Source organism: Bacillus daqingensis (assembly GCF_042654445.1).
GTDB lineage: Bacteria > Bacillota > Bacilli > Bacillales > Salisediminibacteriaceae > Alkalicoccus > Alkalicoccus luteus.
Genome location: NZ_JBHSGK010000013.1, coordinates 15,436 through 34,218, shown reverse-complemented (window position 1 = coordinate 34,218; position 18,783 = coordinate 15,436). Strand labels below are relative to the sequence as shown.

24 protein-coding genes are annotated in these 18,783 nt (G+C 45.1%); 14 read left to right on the top strand and 10 right to left on the bottom strand.

Annotation, left to right across the window (positions count from 1 at the left end; translation table 11 throughout):
* Nucleotides 1-146: 146 nt before the first annotated feature.
* From ACFO4L_RS11215 to abc-f, 4 genes are all read left to right on the top strand, one after another.
* On the top strand, nt 147-494 hold the full coding sequence (locus tag ACFO4L_RS11215) for a DUF6176 family protein (protein ID WP_377909763.1): 348 nt from the start codon (nt 147-149) through the stop codon (nt 492-494).
* 41 nt (nt 495-535) lie between these two features.
* A complete protein-coding gene (locus tag ACFO4L_RS11210; protein WP_377909762.1) occupies nt 536-1,006 on the top strand; it encodes a GNAT family N-acetyltransferase in 471 nt (156 codons plus the stop codon).
* A 137-nt stretch (nt 1,007-1,143) separates the two neighbouring features.
* Complete coding sequence (locus ACFO4L_RS11205; protein ID WP_377909761.1) at nt 1,144-1,308, top strand: RAxF-45 family protein; 165 nt, start codon at nt 1,144-1,146, stop codon at nt 1,306-1,308.
* 91 nt (nt 1,309-1,399) lie between these two features.
* Entirely contained in the window at nt 1,400-3,031 is a 1,632-nt protein-coding gene (gene abc-f / locus ACFO4L_RS11200) for a ribosomal protection-like ABC-F family protein (protein WP_377909760.1), read from the top strand.
* Nucleotides 3,032-3,128: 97 nt separating this feature from the next.
* On the opposite strand, the gene ACFO4L_RS11195 is transcribed toward abc-f, so the two are convergent.
* Nucleotides 3,129-4,433 (bottom strand): acyl-CoA thioester hydrolase/BAAT C-terminal domain-containing protein, encoded by a 1,305-nt coding sequence (locus ACFO4L_RS11195; protein WP_377909759.1) that lies wholly within the window; start codon nt 4,431-4,433, stop codon nt 3,129-3,131.
* A 126-nt stretch (nt 4,434-4,559) separates the two neighbouring features.
* Here ACFO4L_RS11195 and ACFO4L_RS11190 point away from each other — a divergent pair, with 126 nt between their 5' ends.
* Nucleotides 4,560-4,787: a hypothetical protein gene (locus tag ACFO4L_RS11190; RefSeq protein WP_377909758.1), complete on the top strand. Its 228-nt coding sequence runs from the start codon at nt 4,560-4,562 to the stop codon at nt 4,785-4,787.
* Nucleotides 4,788-4,824: 37 nt separating this feature from the next.
* Entirely contained in the window at nt 4,825-5,616 is a 792-nt protein-coding gene (locus ACFO4L_RS11185; RefSeq protein WP_377909757.1) for a GNAT family N-acetyltransferase, read from the top strand.
* 43 nt (nt 5,617-5,659) lie between these two features.
* Here the strand turns inward: ACFO4L_RS11185 and ACFO4L_RS11180 are convergent, their stop codons facing one another.
* Nucleotides 5,660-6,121 (bottom strand): flavodoxin, encoded by a 462-nt coding sequence (locus ACFO4L_RS11180; protein WP_377909756.1) that lies wholly within the window; start codon nt 6,119-6,121, stop codon nt 5,660-5,662.
* Between the two features lie 318 nt (nt 6,122-6,439).
* Between ACFO4L_RS11180 and ACFO4L_RS11175 the strand changes: the two genes are divergently transcribed.
* Nucleotides 6,440-7,096 (top strand): response regulator transcription factor, encoded by a 657-nt coding sequence (locus ACFO4L_RS11175; protein WP_377909755.1) that lies wholly within the window; start codon nt 6,440-6,442, stop codon nt 7,094-7,096.
* Here ACFO4L_RS11175 and ACFO4L_RS11170 read toward each other — a convergent pair.
* Nucleotides 7,089-7,922 (bottom strand): alpha/beta fold hydrolase, encoded by an 834-nt coding sequence (locus tag ACFO4L_RS11170; protein ID WP_377909754.1) that lies wholly within the window; start codon nt 7,920-7,922, stop codon nt 7,089-7,091. The two genes, ACFO4L_RS11175 and ACFO4L_RS11170, sit on opposite strands and share 8 nt — an antisense overlap.
* A 170-nt stretch (nt 7,923-8,092) precedes the next feature.
* Between ACFO4L_RS11170 and ACFO4L_RS11165 the strand changes: the two genes are divergently transcribed.
* The 4 genes from ACFO4L_RS11165 (at nt 8,093) to ACFO4L_RS11150 (ending at nt 11,412) form a co-directional block, all read left to right on the top strand.
* A complete protein-coding gene (locus ACFO4L_RS11165; protein WP_377909753.1) occupies nt 8,093-9,016 on the top strand; it encodes a CobW family GTP-binding protein in 924 nt (307 codons plus the stop codon).
* A 575-nt stretch (nt 9,017-9,591) separates the two neighbouring features.
* Nucleotides 9,592-10,056: a GNAT family N-acetyltransferase gene (locus ACFO4L_RS11160; RefSeq protein WP_377909752.1), complete on the top strand. Its 465-nt coding sequence runs from the start codon at nt 9,592-9,594 to the stop codon at nt 10,054-10,056.
* On the top strand, nt 10,053-10,574 hold the full coding sequence (locus tag ACFO4L_RS11155; RefSeq protein WP_377909751.1) for a GNAT family N-acetyltransferase: 522 nt from the start codon (nt 10,053-10,055) through the stop codon (nt 10,572-10,574). Before ACFO4L_RS11160 ends, ACFO4L_RS11155 begins: the two co-directional genes overlap by 4 nt.
* Nucleotides 10,561-11,412, top strand: a complete 852-nt coding sequence (locus tag ACFO4L_RS11150) for a nucleotidyltransferase (RefSeq protein ID WP_377909750.1) — start codon at nt 10,561-10,563, stop codon at nt 11,410-11,412. The genes ACFO4L_RS11155 and ACFO4L_RS11150 overlap by 14 nt, the downstream gene beginning before the upstream one ends.
* 44 nt (nt 11,413-11,456) lie before the next feature.
* Here the strand turns inward: ACFO4L_RS11150 and ACFO4L_RS11145 are convergent, their stop codons facing one another.
* On the bottom strand, nt 11,457-11,612 hold the full coding sequence (locus ACFO4L_RS11145) for a hypothetical protein (protein WP_377909749.1): 156 nt from the start codon (nt 11,610-11,612) through the stop codon (nt 11,457-11,459).
* A 221-nt stretch (nt 11,613-11,833) separates the two neighbouring features.
* Between ACFO4L_RS11145 and ACFO4L_RS11140 the strand changes: the two genes are divergently transcribed.
* Nucleotides 11,834-11,995: a hypothetical protein gene (locus ACFO4L_RS11140; RefSeq protein WP_377909748.1), complete on the top strand. Its 162-nt coding sequence runs from the start codon at nt 11,834-11,836 to the stop codon at nt 11,993-11,995.
* A 20-nt stretch (nt 11,996-12,015) separates the two neighbouring features.
* The gene (locus ACFO4L_RS11135; protein WP_377909747.1) at nt 12,016-12,168 is read left to right on the top strand and encodes a hypothetical protein; all 153 of its coding nucleotides are present in this window, start codon (nt 12,016-12,018) and stop codon (nt 12,166-12,168) included.
* Here the strand turns inward: ACFO4L_RS11135 and ACFO4L_RS11130 are convergent, their stop codons facing one another.
* Together ACFO4L_RS11130 and ACFO4L_RS11125 are read right to left on the bottom strand one after the other, a co-directional pair.
* On the bottom strand, nt 12,169-12,756 hold the full coding sequence (locus ACFO4L_RS11130) for a type 1 glutamine amidotransferase family protein (protein ID WP_377909746.1): 588 nt from the start codon (nt 12,754-12,756) through the stop codon (nt 12,169-12,171).
* Between the two features lie 37 nt (nt 12,757-12,793).
* Entirely contained in the window at nt 12,794-13,000 is a 207-nt protein-coding gene (locus ACFO4L_RS11125) for a hypothetical protein (RefSeq protein WP_377909745.1), read from the bottom strand.
* Nucleotides 13,001-13,239: 239 nt separating this feature from the next.
* Here ACFO4L_RS11125 and ACFO4L_RS11120 point away from each other — a divergent pair, with 239 nt between their 5' ends.
* A complete protein-coding gene (locus tag ACFO4L_RS11120) occupies nt 13,240-14,034 on the top strand; it encodes a phosphotransferase family protein (RefSeq protein ID WP_377909744.1) in 795 nt (264 codons plus the stop codon).
* A gap of 32 nt (nt 14,035-14,066) precedes the next feature.
* Here ACFO4L_RS11120 and ACFO4L_RS11115 read toward each other — a convergent pair whose 3' ends face one another.
* The 4 genes from ACFO4L_RS11115 to ACFO4L_RS11100 form a co-directional block, all read right to left on the bottom strand.
* Complete coding sequence (locus ACFO4L_RS11115) at nt 14,067-15,389, bottom strand: ISL3 family transposase (protein WP_017187526.1); 1,323 nt, start codon at nt 15,387-15,389, stop codon at nt 14,067-14,069.
* Between the two features lie 241 nt (nt 15,390-15,630).
* The gene (gene merA / locus ACFO4L_RS11110; protein ID WP_377909743.1) at nt 15,631-17,271 is read right to left on the bottom strand and encodes a mercury(II) reductase; all 1,641 of its coding nucleotides are present in this window, start codon (nt 17,269-17,271) and stop codon (nt 15,631-15,633) included.
* 24 nt (nt 17,272-17,295) lie between these two features.
* Nucleotides 17,296-17,688, bottom strand: coding sequence for an Hg(II)-responsive transcriptional regulator (merR, locus tag ACFO4L_RS11105; protein ID WP_017186745.1), 393 nt, complete (start codon nt 17,686-17,688; stop codon nt 17,296-17,298).
* Between the two features lie 255 nt (nt 17,689-17,943).
* A complete protein-coding gene (locus ACFO4L_RS11100; RefSeq protein ID WP_377909742.1) occupies nt 17,944-18,765 on the bottom strand; it encodes a hypothetical protein in 822 nt (273 codons plus the stop codon).
* Nucleotides 18,766-18,783: the final 18 nt, after the last annotated feature.

Sequence of the window (18,783 nt, the reverse complement as noted above, 5' to 3'; positions counted from 1 at the left end):
TCTCCATGATGAGAAGGAGCGTTTAATACGCTTTGTAAATGAACAGGTAGCAGCGCACGGTAGAAGACACTTCGATGGATTCACGTTAGGCCAGGAATAAGTTTATCTGGTTACCATACAACAGCATTCTGCAGGAGGAGGCAATGATGAAAACCGAGCTTAGTCGATTTCGAGTAAAGCCTGGAAAATCAGAAAAAGTGGATGAATGGATGGCGTTTCTAAGCGAACATATGGCGGATGTGCTCCTGACGCTTGATCAGGAAAACATGTACGTTGAATCGATTTTTCGTGATCACCGGGACGGTTATGAGTATTTATATTGGTTCTCGATTCAAGGAGATCATGGTGCAGAAGTGGAAGACTCGGATCATTGGATCGATAAGCAGCACCTTGCCTATTGGGAAGAGTGCGTAGACAAGTCCTATCCGCCGGCAGATCTTACGACAGAGGTCGTGATGATTCCATCTGCTATTCGAGCACAAATGAAAGATTAATCATGATAGCTAAGTATAAATAGAACAGGATGGTGTTAAACGTGTCCTGGACCATTACGCTATTATCGCAAAAGCAGGCTGAAGAGATTGCTTATTCGTGGAAATATGAAGGCAGCTATAGTTTTTATGATATGACGTCAGATCAAGAGGACTTAACACACTTTCTTGATCCTGCAGCTAGAGGCACTCATGTGCATGCAGTCATGTATGAGGCAGAGCTTGTTGGATTTATTGAAGTAACTCCGAAAGACCGTATTGCCGAAGTGGGAATGGGGTTGAAGCCTTCCTGGACAGGTCGAGGTATCGGACTGCAGTTTATGGAAAAAATGATCGACTTCCTGCGCTCCCATTACCATGTAGAGCGCATTACACTCGCAGTAGCTGCTTTTAATAAAAGGGCAATCACCGTATATGAGCGAGCCGGATTTAGCAAAACAGGTGTCAGTCAGCAGCAAACCAATGACTCTATATATGAGTTCATTCACATGTCTCTCTCTATAAATATAGACTGATTGTCCGCTAGATGGTTCTTAGTATGTTGAACAGTTCAGTCAGCTGGTGAGCAGAAAAATAGCAATACCTATGATCTTGACGTCATTCCTTTATAACAGTAAACTTATGGTAATGAAACGAAACGGAGGTGATGGAGATGAATAACGCTGCAGTGGTTTTAGCGGCACTGGCTGGACGGATGGCACACCTGCATCTTGTCCGAGCTATTTTTTCCGGTTATGCGATCAAGGGGACCAGTCTGTCCATTTTTAATCAGCATAATCAGAAAGAACAGCGGAATCATCTCTATCATCGTGCATAGCGTTATGTACGGATAAGAGTGTGTTTGCAGCTGTCCTGCTGCGAGCGCACTCTTTTTTTGCCTTTGGTAGAGAACCAAAGGAGGAACAATCATGACATTGCATGTGAATGCGTTAAGTAAAAATATCGGCGGAGAACAAATCTTAAATGCGATAAGCTTCGAGGTTCAGGAGAAGGAATGCGTTGCGATCGTTGGCATCAATGGATCAGGCAAATCAACCTTGTTTCGCCTGTTGAACGGACACGATGTGCCTGACAGCGGAGCGATCCATTGGAAGAAGGGAACGACAATTGGAACGATCGAACAGCTTCCCGATGAAGGAATCCGGATTGGAAAGCAGGTGTTGGACGAAGCGTTTGAGTCTGCCAATGATCTGGAAGCAACGTTGCAGGAGCTTGAAAACAGGCTTCAACATGAATCAAATGAACAGAAACTAATGCAGCTGGCAGAGCGGTATACAGACTGCCAGGAAGCTTTTTCTCAAGCTGGGGGATATGAAAGAGACACGAACATTCGCAGAGTGGCAAAGGGTCTCGGCATTACACACCTGCTGGAACAGCCTTTCTCCAGCATGAGTGGAGGCGAAAAAACAAAGCTGGCTCTCGGAAAGGTGCTTCTGCAAAAGCCAGCTGTTTTACTGCTGGATGAACCAACCAATCATTTGGACATTCATGCCATGGAGTGGCTGACGGAATACGTTCGCAGCGTCGATGCGACGGTGCTGTTTATTTCACATGATCGCCAATTTCTGTCGGATACAGCAGAGCGTGTGATTGAGCTAGAGGACGGAGAAGCAGTGACGTATGAAGCAGGCTTTGAGAGATATGAAAAGCTGAAAGAGGAGCGGCTTCTTGCTGAGTTCAAGAACTACCAGGAACAACAGAAAAAGATTAAGAAAATGAAGGAAACCATCAAACAGCTGCGAATTTGGGCGAACCAGGCAAATCCGCCAAATGACAGCATGCATCGACGCGCGGGAAGCATGGAGAAAGCCTTGAATCGAATGGAAAAAGTAAAACGGCCAACCATGCATCGCAGGCAGATGAACGTGCAGATGGATGTGAAACATAGAAGTGGGACAGATGCAATCGTCGCAGAAAATGTGAGGAAGCAAGTTGGCGACAAGGCACTGTTTCATTCCTTATCTTTTACGATTTATTATCAGGATCGGATTGCGATCGTAGGCAGGAACGGTTCCGGGAAAACGACGTTACTTCGTCTTTTACTTGAAGAGATCAAGCCAGATGAAGGCAGGATTCAACTTGGAAGCCAGGTTGACGTTGGCTACGTGTCTCAGCACCTATTTACAGATGAGAAGCGGACCGTTTTGGAAACGTTCCGGGATCACGTGCATGTGGATGAAGGAGAAGCGAGACGACTGCTTGCCACGTTTTTATTTTATGGTAACAGCGTCTGGAAAAAAGTGAGTCAGTTGAGTGGAGGAGAACGGGTCAGGCTTCGTTTAGCACAATTTATTCATCAAAACGTGAACCTGCTGATTCTTGATGAACCAACGAATCACCTTGACTTAGCGTCGCAGGAAGTATTAGAAGAGGCGCTGTCCACCTACGCAGGTACAATCGTGCTCGTTTCTCACGACCGCTACCTGATTGATCGACTGGCAGAGGGGGTCTACTGGCTTGAAAATGGTACGATGACTTTTACCGACGGAGGATACACGCGGGCGAAGCAAAAGCAGCTGGAAACGCACGGCGCTTTATAAATCAAAAGACACTGAACAGGGGAATTCCCCTGTTCAGTGTCTTTTTTAAACAGTGGTGACGCCCAATAGACTCGACTGCGCGTGAGAAGCGGGCCTTTTATCTGTCTGCCTGGAAGGTATCGGTCAAAAAGGCGACTGTTTTTTCCCATGAATTCTGAGCGGCAGATCCATTGGCGGCGCGTGTACCGCCGAATTGCATGGTCATATGATAATTCGTATCGCCAATAGACTGGGGCAGATTCGGCAAACTGCTTGGGAAAGCAGAAAAATGCCCGGCTCCTTCATGATAGACATACTGGTGTTTGTACTCATGATGGTCGTCTAGTGTTGATTCCATTCGTTTGGTGAAAAAAGCTGCCGGCTGCACGTGATCGTCTGTTCCTGCAAAGAATAAAATTGGCGCTTGTATGTTTTCGACAGGGATCAGGTGGGCGTTGATCTTCTGTTCATCTGTTAAATTACGATAGATGGGAGTGAGTCCTGAATAAGGTTTCCTCGTGATCCAGTGATAGAAAAAGGAAAGCGTATCTCCGAACGTACGGATGGCTCGAAAGTAGGGAAACGCTTCTCCCTGGTACGTCCAGGCTGGTTTTGCAATAGGCTGAAAATGCAGCACGCCTGAAAAAATAATCGCGCTCGGTGCTGCTGCGATGACCGCCTTGACGCTCGGATACTGACTCGCATATAGCAGCGCCAGCTCCGCCCCTCTGGAATGGCCGATAATCCCGAGCTGATGTGGATCGACAAAACTCCTGTTTTGCAGGTGCTTAAAAGCGGATTCGACATATTCGAGCGGGATACGTTCGATTCCTTTCGGAAGGTGTGCTTTCCCAAAGTAGGCGAGTGCCATCACAGCAAACCCTTGCGATGCCAGCAACGCTGCGGCAGCTTCATGCACAGAAGCATCCGAGCCGCCGACGATCACGAGTCCCGGCAAATCTGAAGCATCCTTTGGATAATAGATCGTGCCGACGATATCACCCTGAAGCTCCTCCCGAATAATGTCATCCGCATGAATAGTGCGCGTGACAGACCGGTGAGCCAGGCACGTCTTCGACTGATCAAACACTTCGACATCGACCGTTAACGGATCTGGACGGTGCTTCACAAACATCGCTTCTTTTTTTACCTTACACTGCATTTCCCACATAAAACTCATCGCGTCATCACCAAAGAAGTCTCCTTGCAACGGTTGATGCGAAGCAGGATCAATCAATCCGTTTTCGTCGCTCTCAAATGTCGCCGAAGACTGGAATTCTGTTTCATGGTCGTCTTTCGTCGTGAACACAAGTGTAAAAAAGGTATGCGGCTGATGCGTATGTACTTGAATGGACCATAGATCCAGCAGTGAACTGAAGGAAAAATGAACGTCTATTTCAACAAGTGTATCCGTTCCATGCATGCAGTATCTCTCCCTAAATAGCTCATTTAGCAAATGACCCGTATATGAACATGCCGAATCACTACTCATATGATACCATAGTAATAGTAAATAAATTCCTTTTAACGTGTGCTTGGAGGAGAAACGATGAGTATCGATAAACGAAATCAGCTCGGTCACGAGCCCTTTCGCTACCGCGTGTCGAAGCAGGAGACAGTGTTCATTGACTACGAGGGAAGACAGGTTACGACGCTGAAGGGAAAGCAGGCGCAGAAGTTTTTAGCGCGGGCAGCAAATGCCACTGACGAAAAAGAACGGCAGCTTCTGATGGCAAAAGCTACTGGTAATTTTAAGCGGGGGAATGAAAGAGGTTAAGTTGGCAAAGCGTTTCGAATGGAATGGAGGTGAGCGTATGCTGGTTACGGATCGGGCAGAACGAGTAATGAGGGAAGCGCATCGAGCTGCAACGGAAGCGGACCAGACAGCCTCTGTTTTTCATGTGCTCATCGGTGCCCTTCGCGAAGGAACCGGCCCGCTTCAGGAGTTGCGTGAAACGATGCCGGATCTGATTCTGGCTTTATGGGAAAAAGCCGGAAGCTTTACGATTGTTCCAATCGATTACGCCCTAAAGAGGGCAGAAGACATAGCGAATCGGTACCGGCAGGTGTATATCAATGAAGGGCATCTTGTTGAAGCCGCTTTGATGCTCGAGAAACATGCGATACAAGATGTTTTATCGGAAGAACAGCTACAACGCATCATCAAACTCGTTTGCTCTCCAAGAGATATGAGCGTTTCACTGAGAACGTATAGACAGCCTGCGCTAAAAGAGGCTGGTGGAGCCATTTCAAGAGCAAAATTGCAAGATGAAAGCCGCATCATCGAATACGTCATAGACGAGTTTGGAGAACGCTGGGTCGAGCGGGTAAGAGAGTGTATGCAGATGACCCCGCCAACAGTGTACGTAGCTGAACGAAACAACCGTCTGATTGGGTTTGCGTGTTTTTTGGCAGACCATCAAACAGCACGCTTTGGTCCGATGGGCGTCACGCATTATGCTAAAAACAAAGGAATCGGGTACAACCTGTTGCACCGGTGCTTACAGGACCTTTATATGCAAGGTGTTACAGATATTCGAATCGAAGAAGCAGGACCTGTCGAATTTTATGAGAAAGCGTGCGGAGCGGGGCTTATTTCGAAATAAATAAAAAACACGGCACCCCGATTGTTCCCGGATGCCGTTTGATCTATCCATGAACCTGCCATTGATCGCGAGCGTCTAAAATCTCTGCAACAAAGGCGTCCACTTGCTCTTCCGTTTCCTGTATATCGTTGTCGGAATCGAACTTCATTTTTGATGCGATTAACGTGCCGTGCTGCTCGCGAACTGCTTCATCCATCCGGTCGACAGCTCCCGCAAAATGCTCGTAGCTCGTATCTCCCGAGCCAAACAAAGCGAATAGCTGCCCTGTCAGGTCAGTTTGCTGCAGTTCTTCGTAAAAATCAATTACGTCATCAGGAATATCTCCATCGCCGAACGTATACGTGCCGATGATAACCAAGTCATAGGAAGCAAATTCGTGCGGCTCCGCTTCATAGGCCTCTTTTACGGTCACGCTAACATCCGCCTCTTTCAAGCGATCCTTTATCAATTCCGCAAGCTCTTCGGTGTGACCACTGAGCGTCGCGTAAACGAGCAGGACAGACATTGCCTACACTTCCTTTCCTGAATCGATCAAGTATGGTGCGTTTCTGGTGGCTTGGTTTACATCCTAACATATGACACGGCGCGCCGAATATGGCTTCCCTGACACCGGCTTCGCGATCTCAATAGATGAGAGATGAGGGAACGCCATCACACATCAACATTTGTCCTAATGAAATTTGCTTCGTATTTCATAAATCAGATCAATTGATGAAATATAAGGATGCGGCTTTTGGGTCTACAATGTCTGATCTTCTCAAAAGCAAAAGGTGTTGCCTGCTAAACAGAGAAGGAGTAGGTGAAGGAAAGGTGGGAGTGGACGATGCCTAAACAGAAAGCCTACAGCAAAAAGGGATGGTATTGTACGGTGGATAAACAGTGGATGGCCGAAATTGATGCCCATCTGCAAAAAGACGATTCAATCGAAACGCCTGCCAGTACGGTGATCTGGTTTGCCGATGCGGAGCTGCCGTTTAAAATTGCGCCGCTGCCAAATGTAAAGGAGCATGACTATAACGTCCTCTTCACTGAGAGGACGCTGACGTATGAAGAAAATAAGCGGCTCGCCCTCTGGTTTGATGTCGTTGCCGCCTACCAGGATATTTTTTCCCACCGAAAGCTTGTCGGGCTTACGATTCACTATAAAGGATACTACTGTTCTTCGGACACGGTGATCCAGCTCGTACGAGACATGCCGGCAGTTCAGCCGCAGCTGCAGGAGCGCGAAATCATGATGAAACCGGAGCTGCTGCCGGAGTGCTTGTCCGCTTCGGAGCGGATCGTTATTCAAGAAGTGCTGTCCGGTAAAAACAACAAAGAAATCGCCCGCACGCTGTATTATTCGCCAAACTCGATTACGAGCATGCTGAATCGTATTTTTCACAAGCTCGACTTATCCAGCAAGCGAAAGCCAGCCCTCATTCAGCAGGGCATTCGCGACGGCTGGATCGTGATCAGACAGGTGCGTAAAGCTAAATAGCATTCTCGTCATCCACAAGATAGCGTGTCAAATAGCCAAGCAGGGTCGCGGGCTGATCCTCCTGAACGAGGTGACCTGCGTTTGGAATGGAGCGGAAGGACGCATTCGGAATCCGCCTCCGCAGCTCACGGCCTCTGCCAATCGGAATCCACTCATCTTCCGCGCCCCACAGGATCAGCGTCGGCACCGTCATCGATGCATATAACGGTTCAATTTCGTCGGTATAGCGCTGATCTGCCTGCGCAATTTGCCGGTAAAACGCCGCCTGGCCGATGTCTTTCAGCCAGGGAGTGATCGTCCCTTTCAGCGTATCGGACGGCATCGGCGTATACATTGCATCCTGAACATAGGCGGCAACCATCGCCTCGTGAATATAACCGGGAATGCCGCGAAATGCCTCCTCGTGCTTGAATACGTGCGAAAAAAAGGATGACCCCCACGGAGCGAGCGCGACAGGGTCAATCAGCACGAGTTTTTTGTATGAAACATTCAGAAGCAGGTGCGTTCGGAGCGCAGTCGTTCCGCCAAAGTCATGGCCGACAACGATCGGCTCGTTTATCCGCCATTCTTGAAGCAGCTCGTCCAGCACGTGGTGCTGAATGCCAAGGGAGACGTCGCCGGTCGCTTTTTCAGACTTTCCGTAGCCGACTAAATCATAGTAATAGACCGTAAACCATTCGCTTAAACCCGGAATAAGATGCCGCCAGTTAAAGGAAGACCAAGGTGTGCCGTGAACGAGAACGAGCGGCGGGCCCTCTCCGCATATGCCATACCTTACATACCCGTACGAAGAGTGAAATGTCTTCGCTAACCAGTAGCTATTCACGCTGCTAACCTCCTTCTTTTTCAAGCGCGACGATCGTAGTGTTCTTAGTTTACCACTTTCCCCTGAAAAAGCACGCACGAACTGTGGCGAGTGAAAAGAAAAGCGGAACCCTTACGTTTTATCACCAAATACGTTATTGTAGGGGAGCATGGCAGAAAGGATGAATCAGGATGAAACAAGTTGAAATCATAGTGCTGTCCGGCTTTTTAGGAGCAGGAAAAACGACGCTCCTCCAGCAGCTGCTTGCGCATGAGAAGGAGCAGGGAAGAAAAATCGGTGTCGTTATGAACGAAATGGGAAACGTCTCGATTGACTCGGATTCGGTTCCGGAAGACACTCCGCTGCAGGAGCTGTTAAACGGCTGTGTCTGCTGCACGCTCTCCGACAAGCTGGAGATTAAGCTGGCCGGACTGGTGCAGGACCACGATCTGGACGCCATTTATATCGAAACTACCGGCGTCGCTCATCCGGTCGACGTTCTGCACGCGTCGCTGTCTCCAATGCTTGCGAACCGATTAAATATAAAATCTGTCATCACGCTGCTCGATGCGGTGACCTGGCAGAAGCGGCAAACGCTGAATATCCAAATGCGACAGCTTATTTCAGAGCAGGTCAAACACGCGGATCTCGTGCTTTTAAATAAAACCGACAGCGTATCGACTGACGAGCAACGAGCAATCGAAGCGGAGATCCGGGGGCTAAATCCGGATGGAAACATTGTTCCGACGACCTTTGCGAGAGTGGACCCGAGCGAGCTGACCGCGGCCCGGAAAAAGGTTACCAGAGACCACATCAAGCTGCACGCAGCTGATCAGCTGCATATCAAAACGTTTGTTTATACGTTTTCGAAGCCAATTGACGAGGAGCAGTTTGAGTCGTTTTTGCGTCACATGCCGGATTCGATCTACCGTATTAAAGGCTACCTCCGGTTTCAGGAAGGGAAAACGCTTCTGTTTCAATACTCCTACGGCATGCCGGTCTATCAGCCGGCGGATTTAAAGTATACGAACACGCTCGTCTTCATCGGCGATCAGCTCGATCACGACGCGCTGCATCACGCAATGGAAGAGCTGGAGCAGCAAAAGCAGGCCTGAATTGGGCCTGCTTTTTTAGTGCGCGAGCGGAAAGTGTTCAACTTTTGGCGCAAAAGCATTAGCTTTGCTTTCGAAATCATTAACTTCAGCCGCAAAAGCATTAACCTTCGCCGGAAAGTGTTTACGAGCATCAACTTAAGACTGCTATAACGAAAAAAACGTTATTTTAGGGGCCAGAACGAAAACGTTCAACTTTCAGCTGAATATGTTCAACTTTTTCTCCTGAGCCGAGCTTCCTTTGGTTTACCAAACGCAGAAATGGAAATGATAACTTCAGCGTCGAGTTTGAAAACTTCAGTCAAGACATTAATAAGATTTTCGCTATTGAGAACGAAAGTTGATAACAGTGAAAAGATGCAGCTTGAGGTTGATAAGTTCAGCACCGAGTTTGAAACGTTTGACGCTCCGTTTAATAAACTGGCACGTCATTTTAATAACTTTCCCCCAGCAGACTTTTTAAAAGGAATGATGGCGTGTTTGTATAAAAAGGAAAGTAGCCGGGATACGCTAAGCGTGTATGCTTAACTACAGGAAGACTCGCAAAGACCACTTGAGGCAAAAGGGAGGCACAGAGAATGAAGCTCATTCCGATGACAGAGGCGTATTTTCGTACATATTTGCAAACGGCACTGAGATTGTACGCCGCTGAAAAAGTAAAAGCTGGCAATTGGCGGGAGGAAGATGCGGAGGCGAACGCGAAAGAATCCTATGAGCAGCTATTGCCAGATGGTGTGTATTCAGATGGACACTATTTATATGAAGCTGTCGTCGATGGGAATACAATCGGCATGATTTGGTTCGCGACGCAGGAAAATAGCAAGGGCTTCATTTACGATGTGCTGATTGACGAAGCATTTCGTGGCAGAGGATATGGCAGTCTGTTGCTTCAAGAGGCTGAGCGGGAGGCCCGGCGAATCGGCATCACCGTGTTCGGTCTTCACGTATTTGCACACAACAAGCGTGCAGTACAGCTGTATCAGTCCGCCGGTTATGAGTTGACGAATATTATAATGGAAAAGAAGCTGGAGGGAGAAGAATGAGCCACCATGTTCGACCAATGACATCAGATGATATCCCGTCTGTGCAGGAAGTCGCTGTACGTTCGTGGAAGGATACATACGAAGGCATTATTCCAGAGGCCTCACAGGAAAGGTTTTTACAGGCAGCCTACAGCACGGAGCGAATGGAGCTGCGTCTCGAAAGATCAAGACTATTCGTAGCAGAAGAGGAAGGCCGTGTAGTTGGTTTTATTTCCACGACAAACGTTAACGAAGAGGGAAAAGCCATGCTTGGTGCAATTTACCTTCTTCCGGAAGTACAGGGAAACGGCATTGGCACAAAGCTCTTAGATGCCGCGATCAGCGCTTTATCGGAGCTTCAGGAGCTTTATGTAGAAGTTGAAAAAGACAACAGATCAGGAAAAGCATTTTATGATGCAAAAGGGTTTACGTTTGTAAGAGAGTACGACGACCCGATTGATGGTCACGTTTTAAAAACAGTGGAGATGGTGTTGGAGGTGAAGCAGAATTCAGGAGCAAGCGCCAGTGTCGATCATTAAGCCTATTGGCCAGTATGTGAAAGTTGATCAAGATGGTTTTATCATAAACGAAACAAGTGCCTCTCACATTGATATGCATTATTGGAAGAGTATTGAAGAGGCTGTTGATGCATGTATTTTTCACGTGAAAGATCATTTACAGAGCATCTATCTCCGAGGATCTGTGCCAAAAGGACAAGCAATCAAGTACATATCTGACCTGGACATGATTCTAGTAACAAAAGAACCAATCACAAATCAAGTGGAGGCTGCTCTGGATAATTCGTTGTCGGAGATAGCTGAAAGGCACGACGTATTGAGCGGGATTGAACTGAATTCGGTGACAGCTGAAACCTTAACAGGCAGCCGGGAGTTTTCCATGATGGCGTTCATGATATCAACACAAAGCGTATGTATGTATGGAGAACACATAAAACCAAAGCTGCCGCCGTTTAGGATTAGCAGAGCTCTCGCAAACGCTCACCTCCTTTATGTAGAAAGCCACTTAGCAAGCGCCAGGCAGGACATTGTTGACAATGAAGATGATCCTGAGGACATGTTGGACTGCTGCAGCTGGATCATGAAAATCATCGTTCGAGCTGGCATGGCTCTCAAAACAGTAGAAGCTCAGCGCTTTTCACGTGACTTGTATCCCGCTTATCTACTGTTCAGTCAGAATTTCCCTGCTTTACAGGAGAAAATGCGTCTGATGCTGAGTTATGCTATTTCTCCATCTGGTGACCGAGACGAGTTGTTAACTATCTTAAAAGATGCGGAAGGGTGGCTGCTTCCGGAAGTGAAAAAATGGATGGACGAACATAACCCGGATCGCAACACAAATCTGAGAATAAATGATTAGCGAGGAATATAAAAAACCAGCCGGTGCTCCCGGCTGGCTCTCACTTAACAAAACGGGGATTTTCGGAAGACGGTCAGGAAAGCACCTGCGTTTTCCAGGTAGTTAAATGCCTCAGCGTATGAGTCAAAGCGCTTTTGAAGACAGTTGTCCTGGTAGACGTCCAGACAAAGTGTGCCGACGGCTTCTTCTTTGAATTCCATTACGCGCCACTTCAGTTTAAGCTGCCTGTTCTGCTTGTCAACATAATCATGAAACTGATGGGTATGCATGGCTCACCTCGGATTGGCTTGTTACGTTTAGTTATACCCAATCTCTGGAGTTTCGTGAAAGGGCTTTCGAATCATTTTTCCGAAAATGGAAATAGTCATGTGGCATACTGTTAAGACAAGCTCCACGCCTTACTCACTAATAGGAGGATCCGATGAATGTACAGCGAATGTTAGCATTTGTCATGATAGCTGCTGCGATCGTTTTTTTCCTGCTGGCCATCGTCGTACCGGCAGAGTTCAGCCTTGGTGCAGGGGTCGTATCCCTGCTGCTGGCCGCGTACTTTTATAATTCATCCAAACGAGATTATCACTAACGGAAAAGGGGGCACGACTCATGAAGGTCAAATCATTTTACGCACTAAGCAGCAGACAGCTGGATAAACGAATCAATGTATTTCTCGAAGATAGCCAGATCGATGTGGAGGACATCAAGTTTTCAGCCACGCTGTTTTACGTAGCAGCGATGGTCGTGTACCGAAACCGCTGATCACTCGTCTCCGCCATACATCTCCATAAAGCGGTACATGCCGTATTGAATCATAAACATGTCTTTCTCTAATTTTTCCGGCGGAGCGAAGTCGATCATTTCCAGCACGAGGTGCGTAAATGCCACCGGAGCCGTCCCGTTCGCTGTCACGACACGTCCATCCTGAACGGCCTGTTCGTGAAGAAAGGACCCGGACGGCTCATAGTTCCGGAAATCCGCCCAGTTGGAAACATCATTCCCTGTATGGTCAACGTCGTTCAAGAATCCTTTTCTCGCTAGGTAATCGACTGCCCCGCAAATCGCACCGACTGGAATGCCGTTGTCAAATGCCTGCTTCACGAATTGGGTCAGCTCCGGCCAGTCCTCGTGCCAGCTATTGCCGCCTACCATGACAAGCAGGTGGTACTCCTCCGGTTCAGCTCCAGCCAGATAGTCAACGAGCGTCGTAAATCCGCCAATGGACGTCACTGAATGCTTAACAGATACCGTTTTTACCTGCCAGTCTGCATCTTCATTCAGCATCGAAGCCAAATAAGCACCTTCCCAATCTGCGTATTGATCCAATACGAGAAACAACGCTGTTTTCATCATGCACGCCTCCTTGTATAGGATGAACATAATTACATTACCCACTGAAAACACGGATTCCATAGCTTATCGTGAAAATAAACAATAGCAGACCGATCAGCATATACACCCGGTCGCGGGCCTGATTCTTTTCATACTCAGAGCGGCTGTTTTTGTCAATATGAGTAAAAATCGTAATATTTGCGACAAGAATACCCATAATAACTAAAGCAGAGCTGATCAAAATAACCGCGAGGATTTCCATTGCATGTTCCCCCTAAGAAGCACACTCATGATGTCAATTGAAATGGAAGCTGACTTTCGTTACTACGTTCATTCCCGTTATTAGTGATTCCAATCCTGCAGACAAACGAAAATAAGACATAGAATTATCCGATTGGAGATCTTTCAGCGATTAGCTATTAAGGATTTTAGATAAAGCCATTTATGATAAGCATCGACTTTTGTATCACGGTGTAGCGAGCTAATGAATCAGATAGGAGCGTGTACGCAATATTTAGCATAGATGACATTCCAAAGAAGATTAAATCCGCTGTAAAGGGGATTGATGATATACACTATCCCAGGCAAGGTCATGCCTCGCAGCTCGGCATTATCCAAACGCAAGCAGGCACGTTTGCGCTTAAACATACGCATGGCGCTGATGGTTGTGCCTCGTTAAAGCGAGAAGTATACGTGCTTTCATTGTTGCAAAACCAATCTAATCTGCCCGTGCCTCGCGTTTATGCTTTTATCAATGATGAACAGGCTAATGAAACTTGGGCCCTTCTCACATTCATAAAAGGCAAAACTGTGAGAGCAGCTCTGAGCGATTGCTGCAGCTTGGAAGAACGGAACATAATAGTGACGCAGTTTGGAGCGGCATTAGCTGACATCCACGCGACACCGTGTCCGCTGGAACTAAAAGAACAAGTGGGACCGTGGCTTAACCGCATGCTTGATCAGGCGGAAATCAATTTAAAAAACGGAATGTCTGACGGGAGCGAATCGCTATTGAGCAATCTGCAGCCCCATAAACCAATCTTCGAGACCGAAAAGCTGATTCATGGCGATTTTACAATCGATAACGTTCTGATTCATGAGGGCAATGTAACTGGCATAATCGACTGGGGAGGAGGAGCCCTTGGTGACGCTAGATATGATCTTGCGTTAGCGATCAGGCCAAAACCGCCAATTGTCACGAAGGCTGATGCAGAAGCTTTTTATCGAGGCTATGGAAAACGCAAGCTGACAGATGAAGAGTTTCGCTATTTTGTAGACCTGTATGAGTTTTTTTAATGGGGTATTCGGTTTTTATGGTGGAAAAGGGCTTATAAATCACCCTTCTCCAAATTCTTAATAAGTGTGGAAAAATCGACACCAAAGTTGTCTGTAATGTTATGATCATTCACTTCATACCAATTGAAATTATCGTGTAACATAGCTTTATTGAAAGCACTTGAATTAAATCGTGGCTTACGCTTTTTATGGAGCTTCTCATTGAAAAGGATTTTGGCTCGTAAGGCATCAAACGAGTAACCTCTACCCATTCGCTCTACCTGCCTAATAATGCTGTTAATTGACTCCGTATAAGCGTTAGTGAGCCTTTTATCAAAGTAGTTGAATATTTCGACATGCCAGTTGTCTACGGCTCTCACGAGGTCTTTATATGCATCTTTAGAGTTACTGGACATACAACGGTGTCTCCATTGACTATAACGAAGACGACCTTCATCTGAATCAGGAGTATCCCATATCCAGTAAAACTCTTCTTTGAGTTCATAGGCTTCTTTTAAGGCAGGAAGATTACCTAACCAAGTCTCTAAGAGGAATGATTCACGTTCATTTAGATCGTGTTTACGCTTTAGAAGGATAAACCTTTCACGCATAAGGGTACGTCTTTCTTTTTGGCTCATATGAGCTTTCAAAGACTTTCTGACGTTATCTAAGGCTTGATTAGCCATTCTAATTACATGAAACTTATCTACGACCACTTTAGCGTGTGGAAGGATAGTGTTCACTGCGTCTTTGTAGGGCTTCCACATATCCATTGTGACGTACTCAATATAAGTCCTGTCACTGATTTCTGAAAGACGTTGGATGACTGTTTCCTTGTTACGGTTAGGCTTGATGTCATAAATAGTCCTGCGTTCAATATTAGTCAATACAAGCCGAGGTCTTCGGATAATATGTATCTCGTCTATCCCAAGCCACTTAGGAGTTTCAAACTGGTATTCACGTTCTTTGAGTGCCACATAGTCCTTAAAAACGTTCCTAATAGTTTTCTCGTCAACGCCAACGCTTTCTGCGACTTCTACAAAGGTCTTAGACATGGATTGCTCTTGAATAGACTTTAAAAGCCTTTTGGTCATACTACGCTTTTCATCTACAGATACTAGGCGTTCCCAGAAGGTAGATTCGCATTCACGACATTTGTATCGTCTACGGTTCAATTGTAAGCCCACTCGCTTTAAACGAATGGGCAAATCCATAATTAGTTGATTTCTTGAACTGTGTTTGTACAACTTGTCAAAACCACATTCAGGACAACGTTCAGGTGGTCCGACTGCTTCAACTTTAAACATCATATCGGTTTCATTTTCTTGTGGTGATTCTATTGTTTTAATGTCTGGTAGGGATAATAAGTCTGACATATTGTTCATCCTTTATTACTCTGCGGTGTTAAGGTATCAAATATAGATTTGATGTCGAAATCATCAGTGTTAAATTATTTTTGTGACCACAAATGCACTTAGAAAATCCCTTAAAGCATTTATATAATGGGTGATCGCAAAATAGTGTATGAAATCCTTTTGTAGACTTTGCTAAACTACTGCACACTTTAGTACAGTATTAGCTGGTTCACTTGAATAGGGAATTGTAAAAAAAGTTCCCTTAGCCTGCACAACAAGATAATTTCGAAACATCTTTATCGAACGTAAGTGCAGCTAATTTTAGCCCTTCAGCCATTGTTAAATATGGTGCTAGGGTTTCTGTTAAATCTTCTATCGTTAAGCCAAATTTAACAGCTAATGATGCTGCATAGATGACATTTCCTGCATTCTCAGATACAATATGAACCCCTAATACTTTTAGTGTTTCTGCATCTGCTACTAGTTTAAATACACCGGCTGTTTCACGGTTTACAATTGCTCTTGGAACAGCATCTAAAGGTAATACAGATGTCTTCACATCATACCCTTTCTCTTTTGCTTGTTCTTCTGTTAAACCAACCGTTGCAACCGTTGGATTCGTAAACGTAACAGCAGGGACTACCGATAAATCTATTTTTTTGTTTAACCCACCGATAGCATTATCAGTAATAATTCCACCTTCATAGGCTGCTACATATACAAATTGCGGTCCTAACGTCACATCTCCTGCTGCATAAATCTTTTCATTACTTGTTTGACCAAAATCATTGATCAGGATTTCATTATTTTTTCCGGTTTCAACACCTGCCGCACTTAAATTTAAAGAATCCGTATTTGGTTTTCTTCCAGTGGCAACAAGTAACTGATCTGATTCAATAACTTCTTTACTGCCATTTACTGTTACGTAAACCTTTTTTATCTCTCCACTTTGTACAACACGCTCAAAAGTTGCCCCTTTGACAAGGTTTATACCCTGTTCAATTAACGCTTTTTCAACTGACTCTGAAATCTCAGGATCATACTCCTTTAAAAGTCGCTCACTTCTTTGCATAAGCGTTATTTCTGAACCTAAATGATGAAATAGTTGTCCAAGCTCCATTCCAATGTATCCTGAACCAATTACAGTTAATCGTTTTGGTATTTTCTTTAACTCAAGAAGTGTTGTACTAGTTAAATAGTCCATTTCTTCAAGTCCTGAAATTTGGGGCAACGAAGGAGATGCACCTGTTGCAATTAAAAAGCGTTTTGCAGATAACTTTGCCCCATTGACCTCAACCGTACTAGCATCAACGAATTTTGCTTCACCTTTAATTAAATCAAAATTATATTCATCAATTAAATCCACATATTTTTGATTCCGAAGTTCGCTCACCAATTTATCCTTTTGCGTGATTAAACTAGCTAAATCCACTTCTCCAGCGGATGTTTGTAAACCTATAAACGGGTTGTCTTTTGATAAATGATTGATTTCCCCTGCCCTAAGAAGAGTTTTTGACGGAACACAGCCAATATTCACACAGGTTCCCCCAACCGTTCCACACTCAATCATTCCAACTTTTGCACCGTATTCTATAGCTTTAATTGCCGATGAAAAGGCAGCAGCACCAGAACCAATAATAAGAAGGTCATAATTGTCTTCATTACTTAACGCCACGTTTTCTTGTGACGATACTTCTTCAATTTCTCTGGCTTTGTAATTTGCTTCATCAATCACCTTTATTGCACTTTCAACCTCAATATCATTGGGTAGTTCAAATACTGCTTCACCACGACGAAAACTAGACTCAATATTTTTAGCACCTATCTTTTCAAGTGCTGATTCAACGTGTTTTTCACAACCCGCACAGGTCATTCCTTGAATGTTTACCTTAAATTTATTCATAATAAAGCCCCTTTCGTTAATCTCTCATGTTAATGTTTCTATTATTGGACACGAATGTAATTGCTTTTCATCTGGACATCGTTGTTTTAAGTCGTCTAACATAGTTTCAATTCGTTTTAAATCCTCTATTTGTTTTTGAACTTCCTTTTGTTTTTTAGAAACAAATTCGAACATATCTTGACAACGAACTTCATCTTTATCTACAACACCAAGTAATTTATAAATCTCGTTTAAAGAAAATCCAAGTTCCTGTATTCGTTTAATAAACCCAACACGCTTAACGTCATCATATGAATATATCCGATAACCAGCTTCCGTTCGGTGAGGTTCTTGTAGTAAATTTTTTCGCTCGTAATATCTAATCGTTTCTTTATTAACGCCACATTTTTCTGCAAACTCACTAATGCGGTAAATCATCTTATTTCACCCCATGAATATTATAAACCGTGTACCATAGTACACGGTCAAGTAAATTGGACTATTTTATTTTTTTCCCAACGTATCACTCGTATGTGATTGATACTTTTATAATACTATTGATTGTCCTAACATCCCACTAGAAAATCCGATTTAAACACCAGTTGTTTTAAACTATTAAAAAAGTAATTCCACTATATATTCCGAAGTCCCTTTTAATGAAAGAACAGACCCAAAATTGAGGTCCGTTCTTTTTTACGTGGAAAGCTCAGGTTCTTTCTCTTCCTCCCACCGGTACACGTTCCGAAAAAGTACCGTGAGTACTGTCACGAGCACAATCGAGAGTAGGATGGTCATAAATGTGTATAATATCTCAGCTAATACACTGTAACCGAAAATCGAGAGAAGGATGAGCTCTGCACCAAAGATCAGCCCATACCCGGGCAAGCCAAGCAAAAGGAAAAATAAGATTGCTTTACCGGTATGACCGGCCATCAAGTGATAGGCTGGATTGAACTGTGGAGTTGAGCCCGTTAGCACGACTAAAATATAGTAAAAGCTGAAGCGGACAAAGCCTATTAGGACGATTAGAAAGGTCAAAACGAGCAAAAATAGTGCAAATCCAGGACCGCCTGCGAGTCCAAGCAAAACAGGCAGTAGTAAAATGACCGCAAGTATGATACCAAATAGTACATTGGCGATTAACAGCGGCCCTATCCGCTTGCCTGCGATTTTGCAAAGCTGTTTGCTCTCTCGCTTCGGAAACAGCAGCCTCAAAATAAGAAAGGCATAAATTCCGGGAAGGACTACAATGTAAAAAATTTGTTCAAAAAGAACAAATGTCTCACCGCCGCCGCGGAAAGGATGATCGTTCGCCCCGCCGGTTTGATTCAATTCACCTAAGGACAGTTCGCGCCCTTCACCATAGAGAAACGGCTGATCCGAAATTAGAAGAAAGATCCATACAGGCAACGATACCGCAATCAGCGCCAAAAAAGTGGGAGCCCACCATCCGGGCTGTTTGATGCAGCGGAACGTTTCGGTAATTAATTCACTGACAGATAGCAGCTTAGGCATGCTGGTCACTCCTCCCCA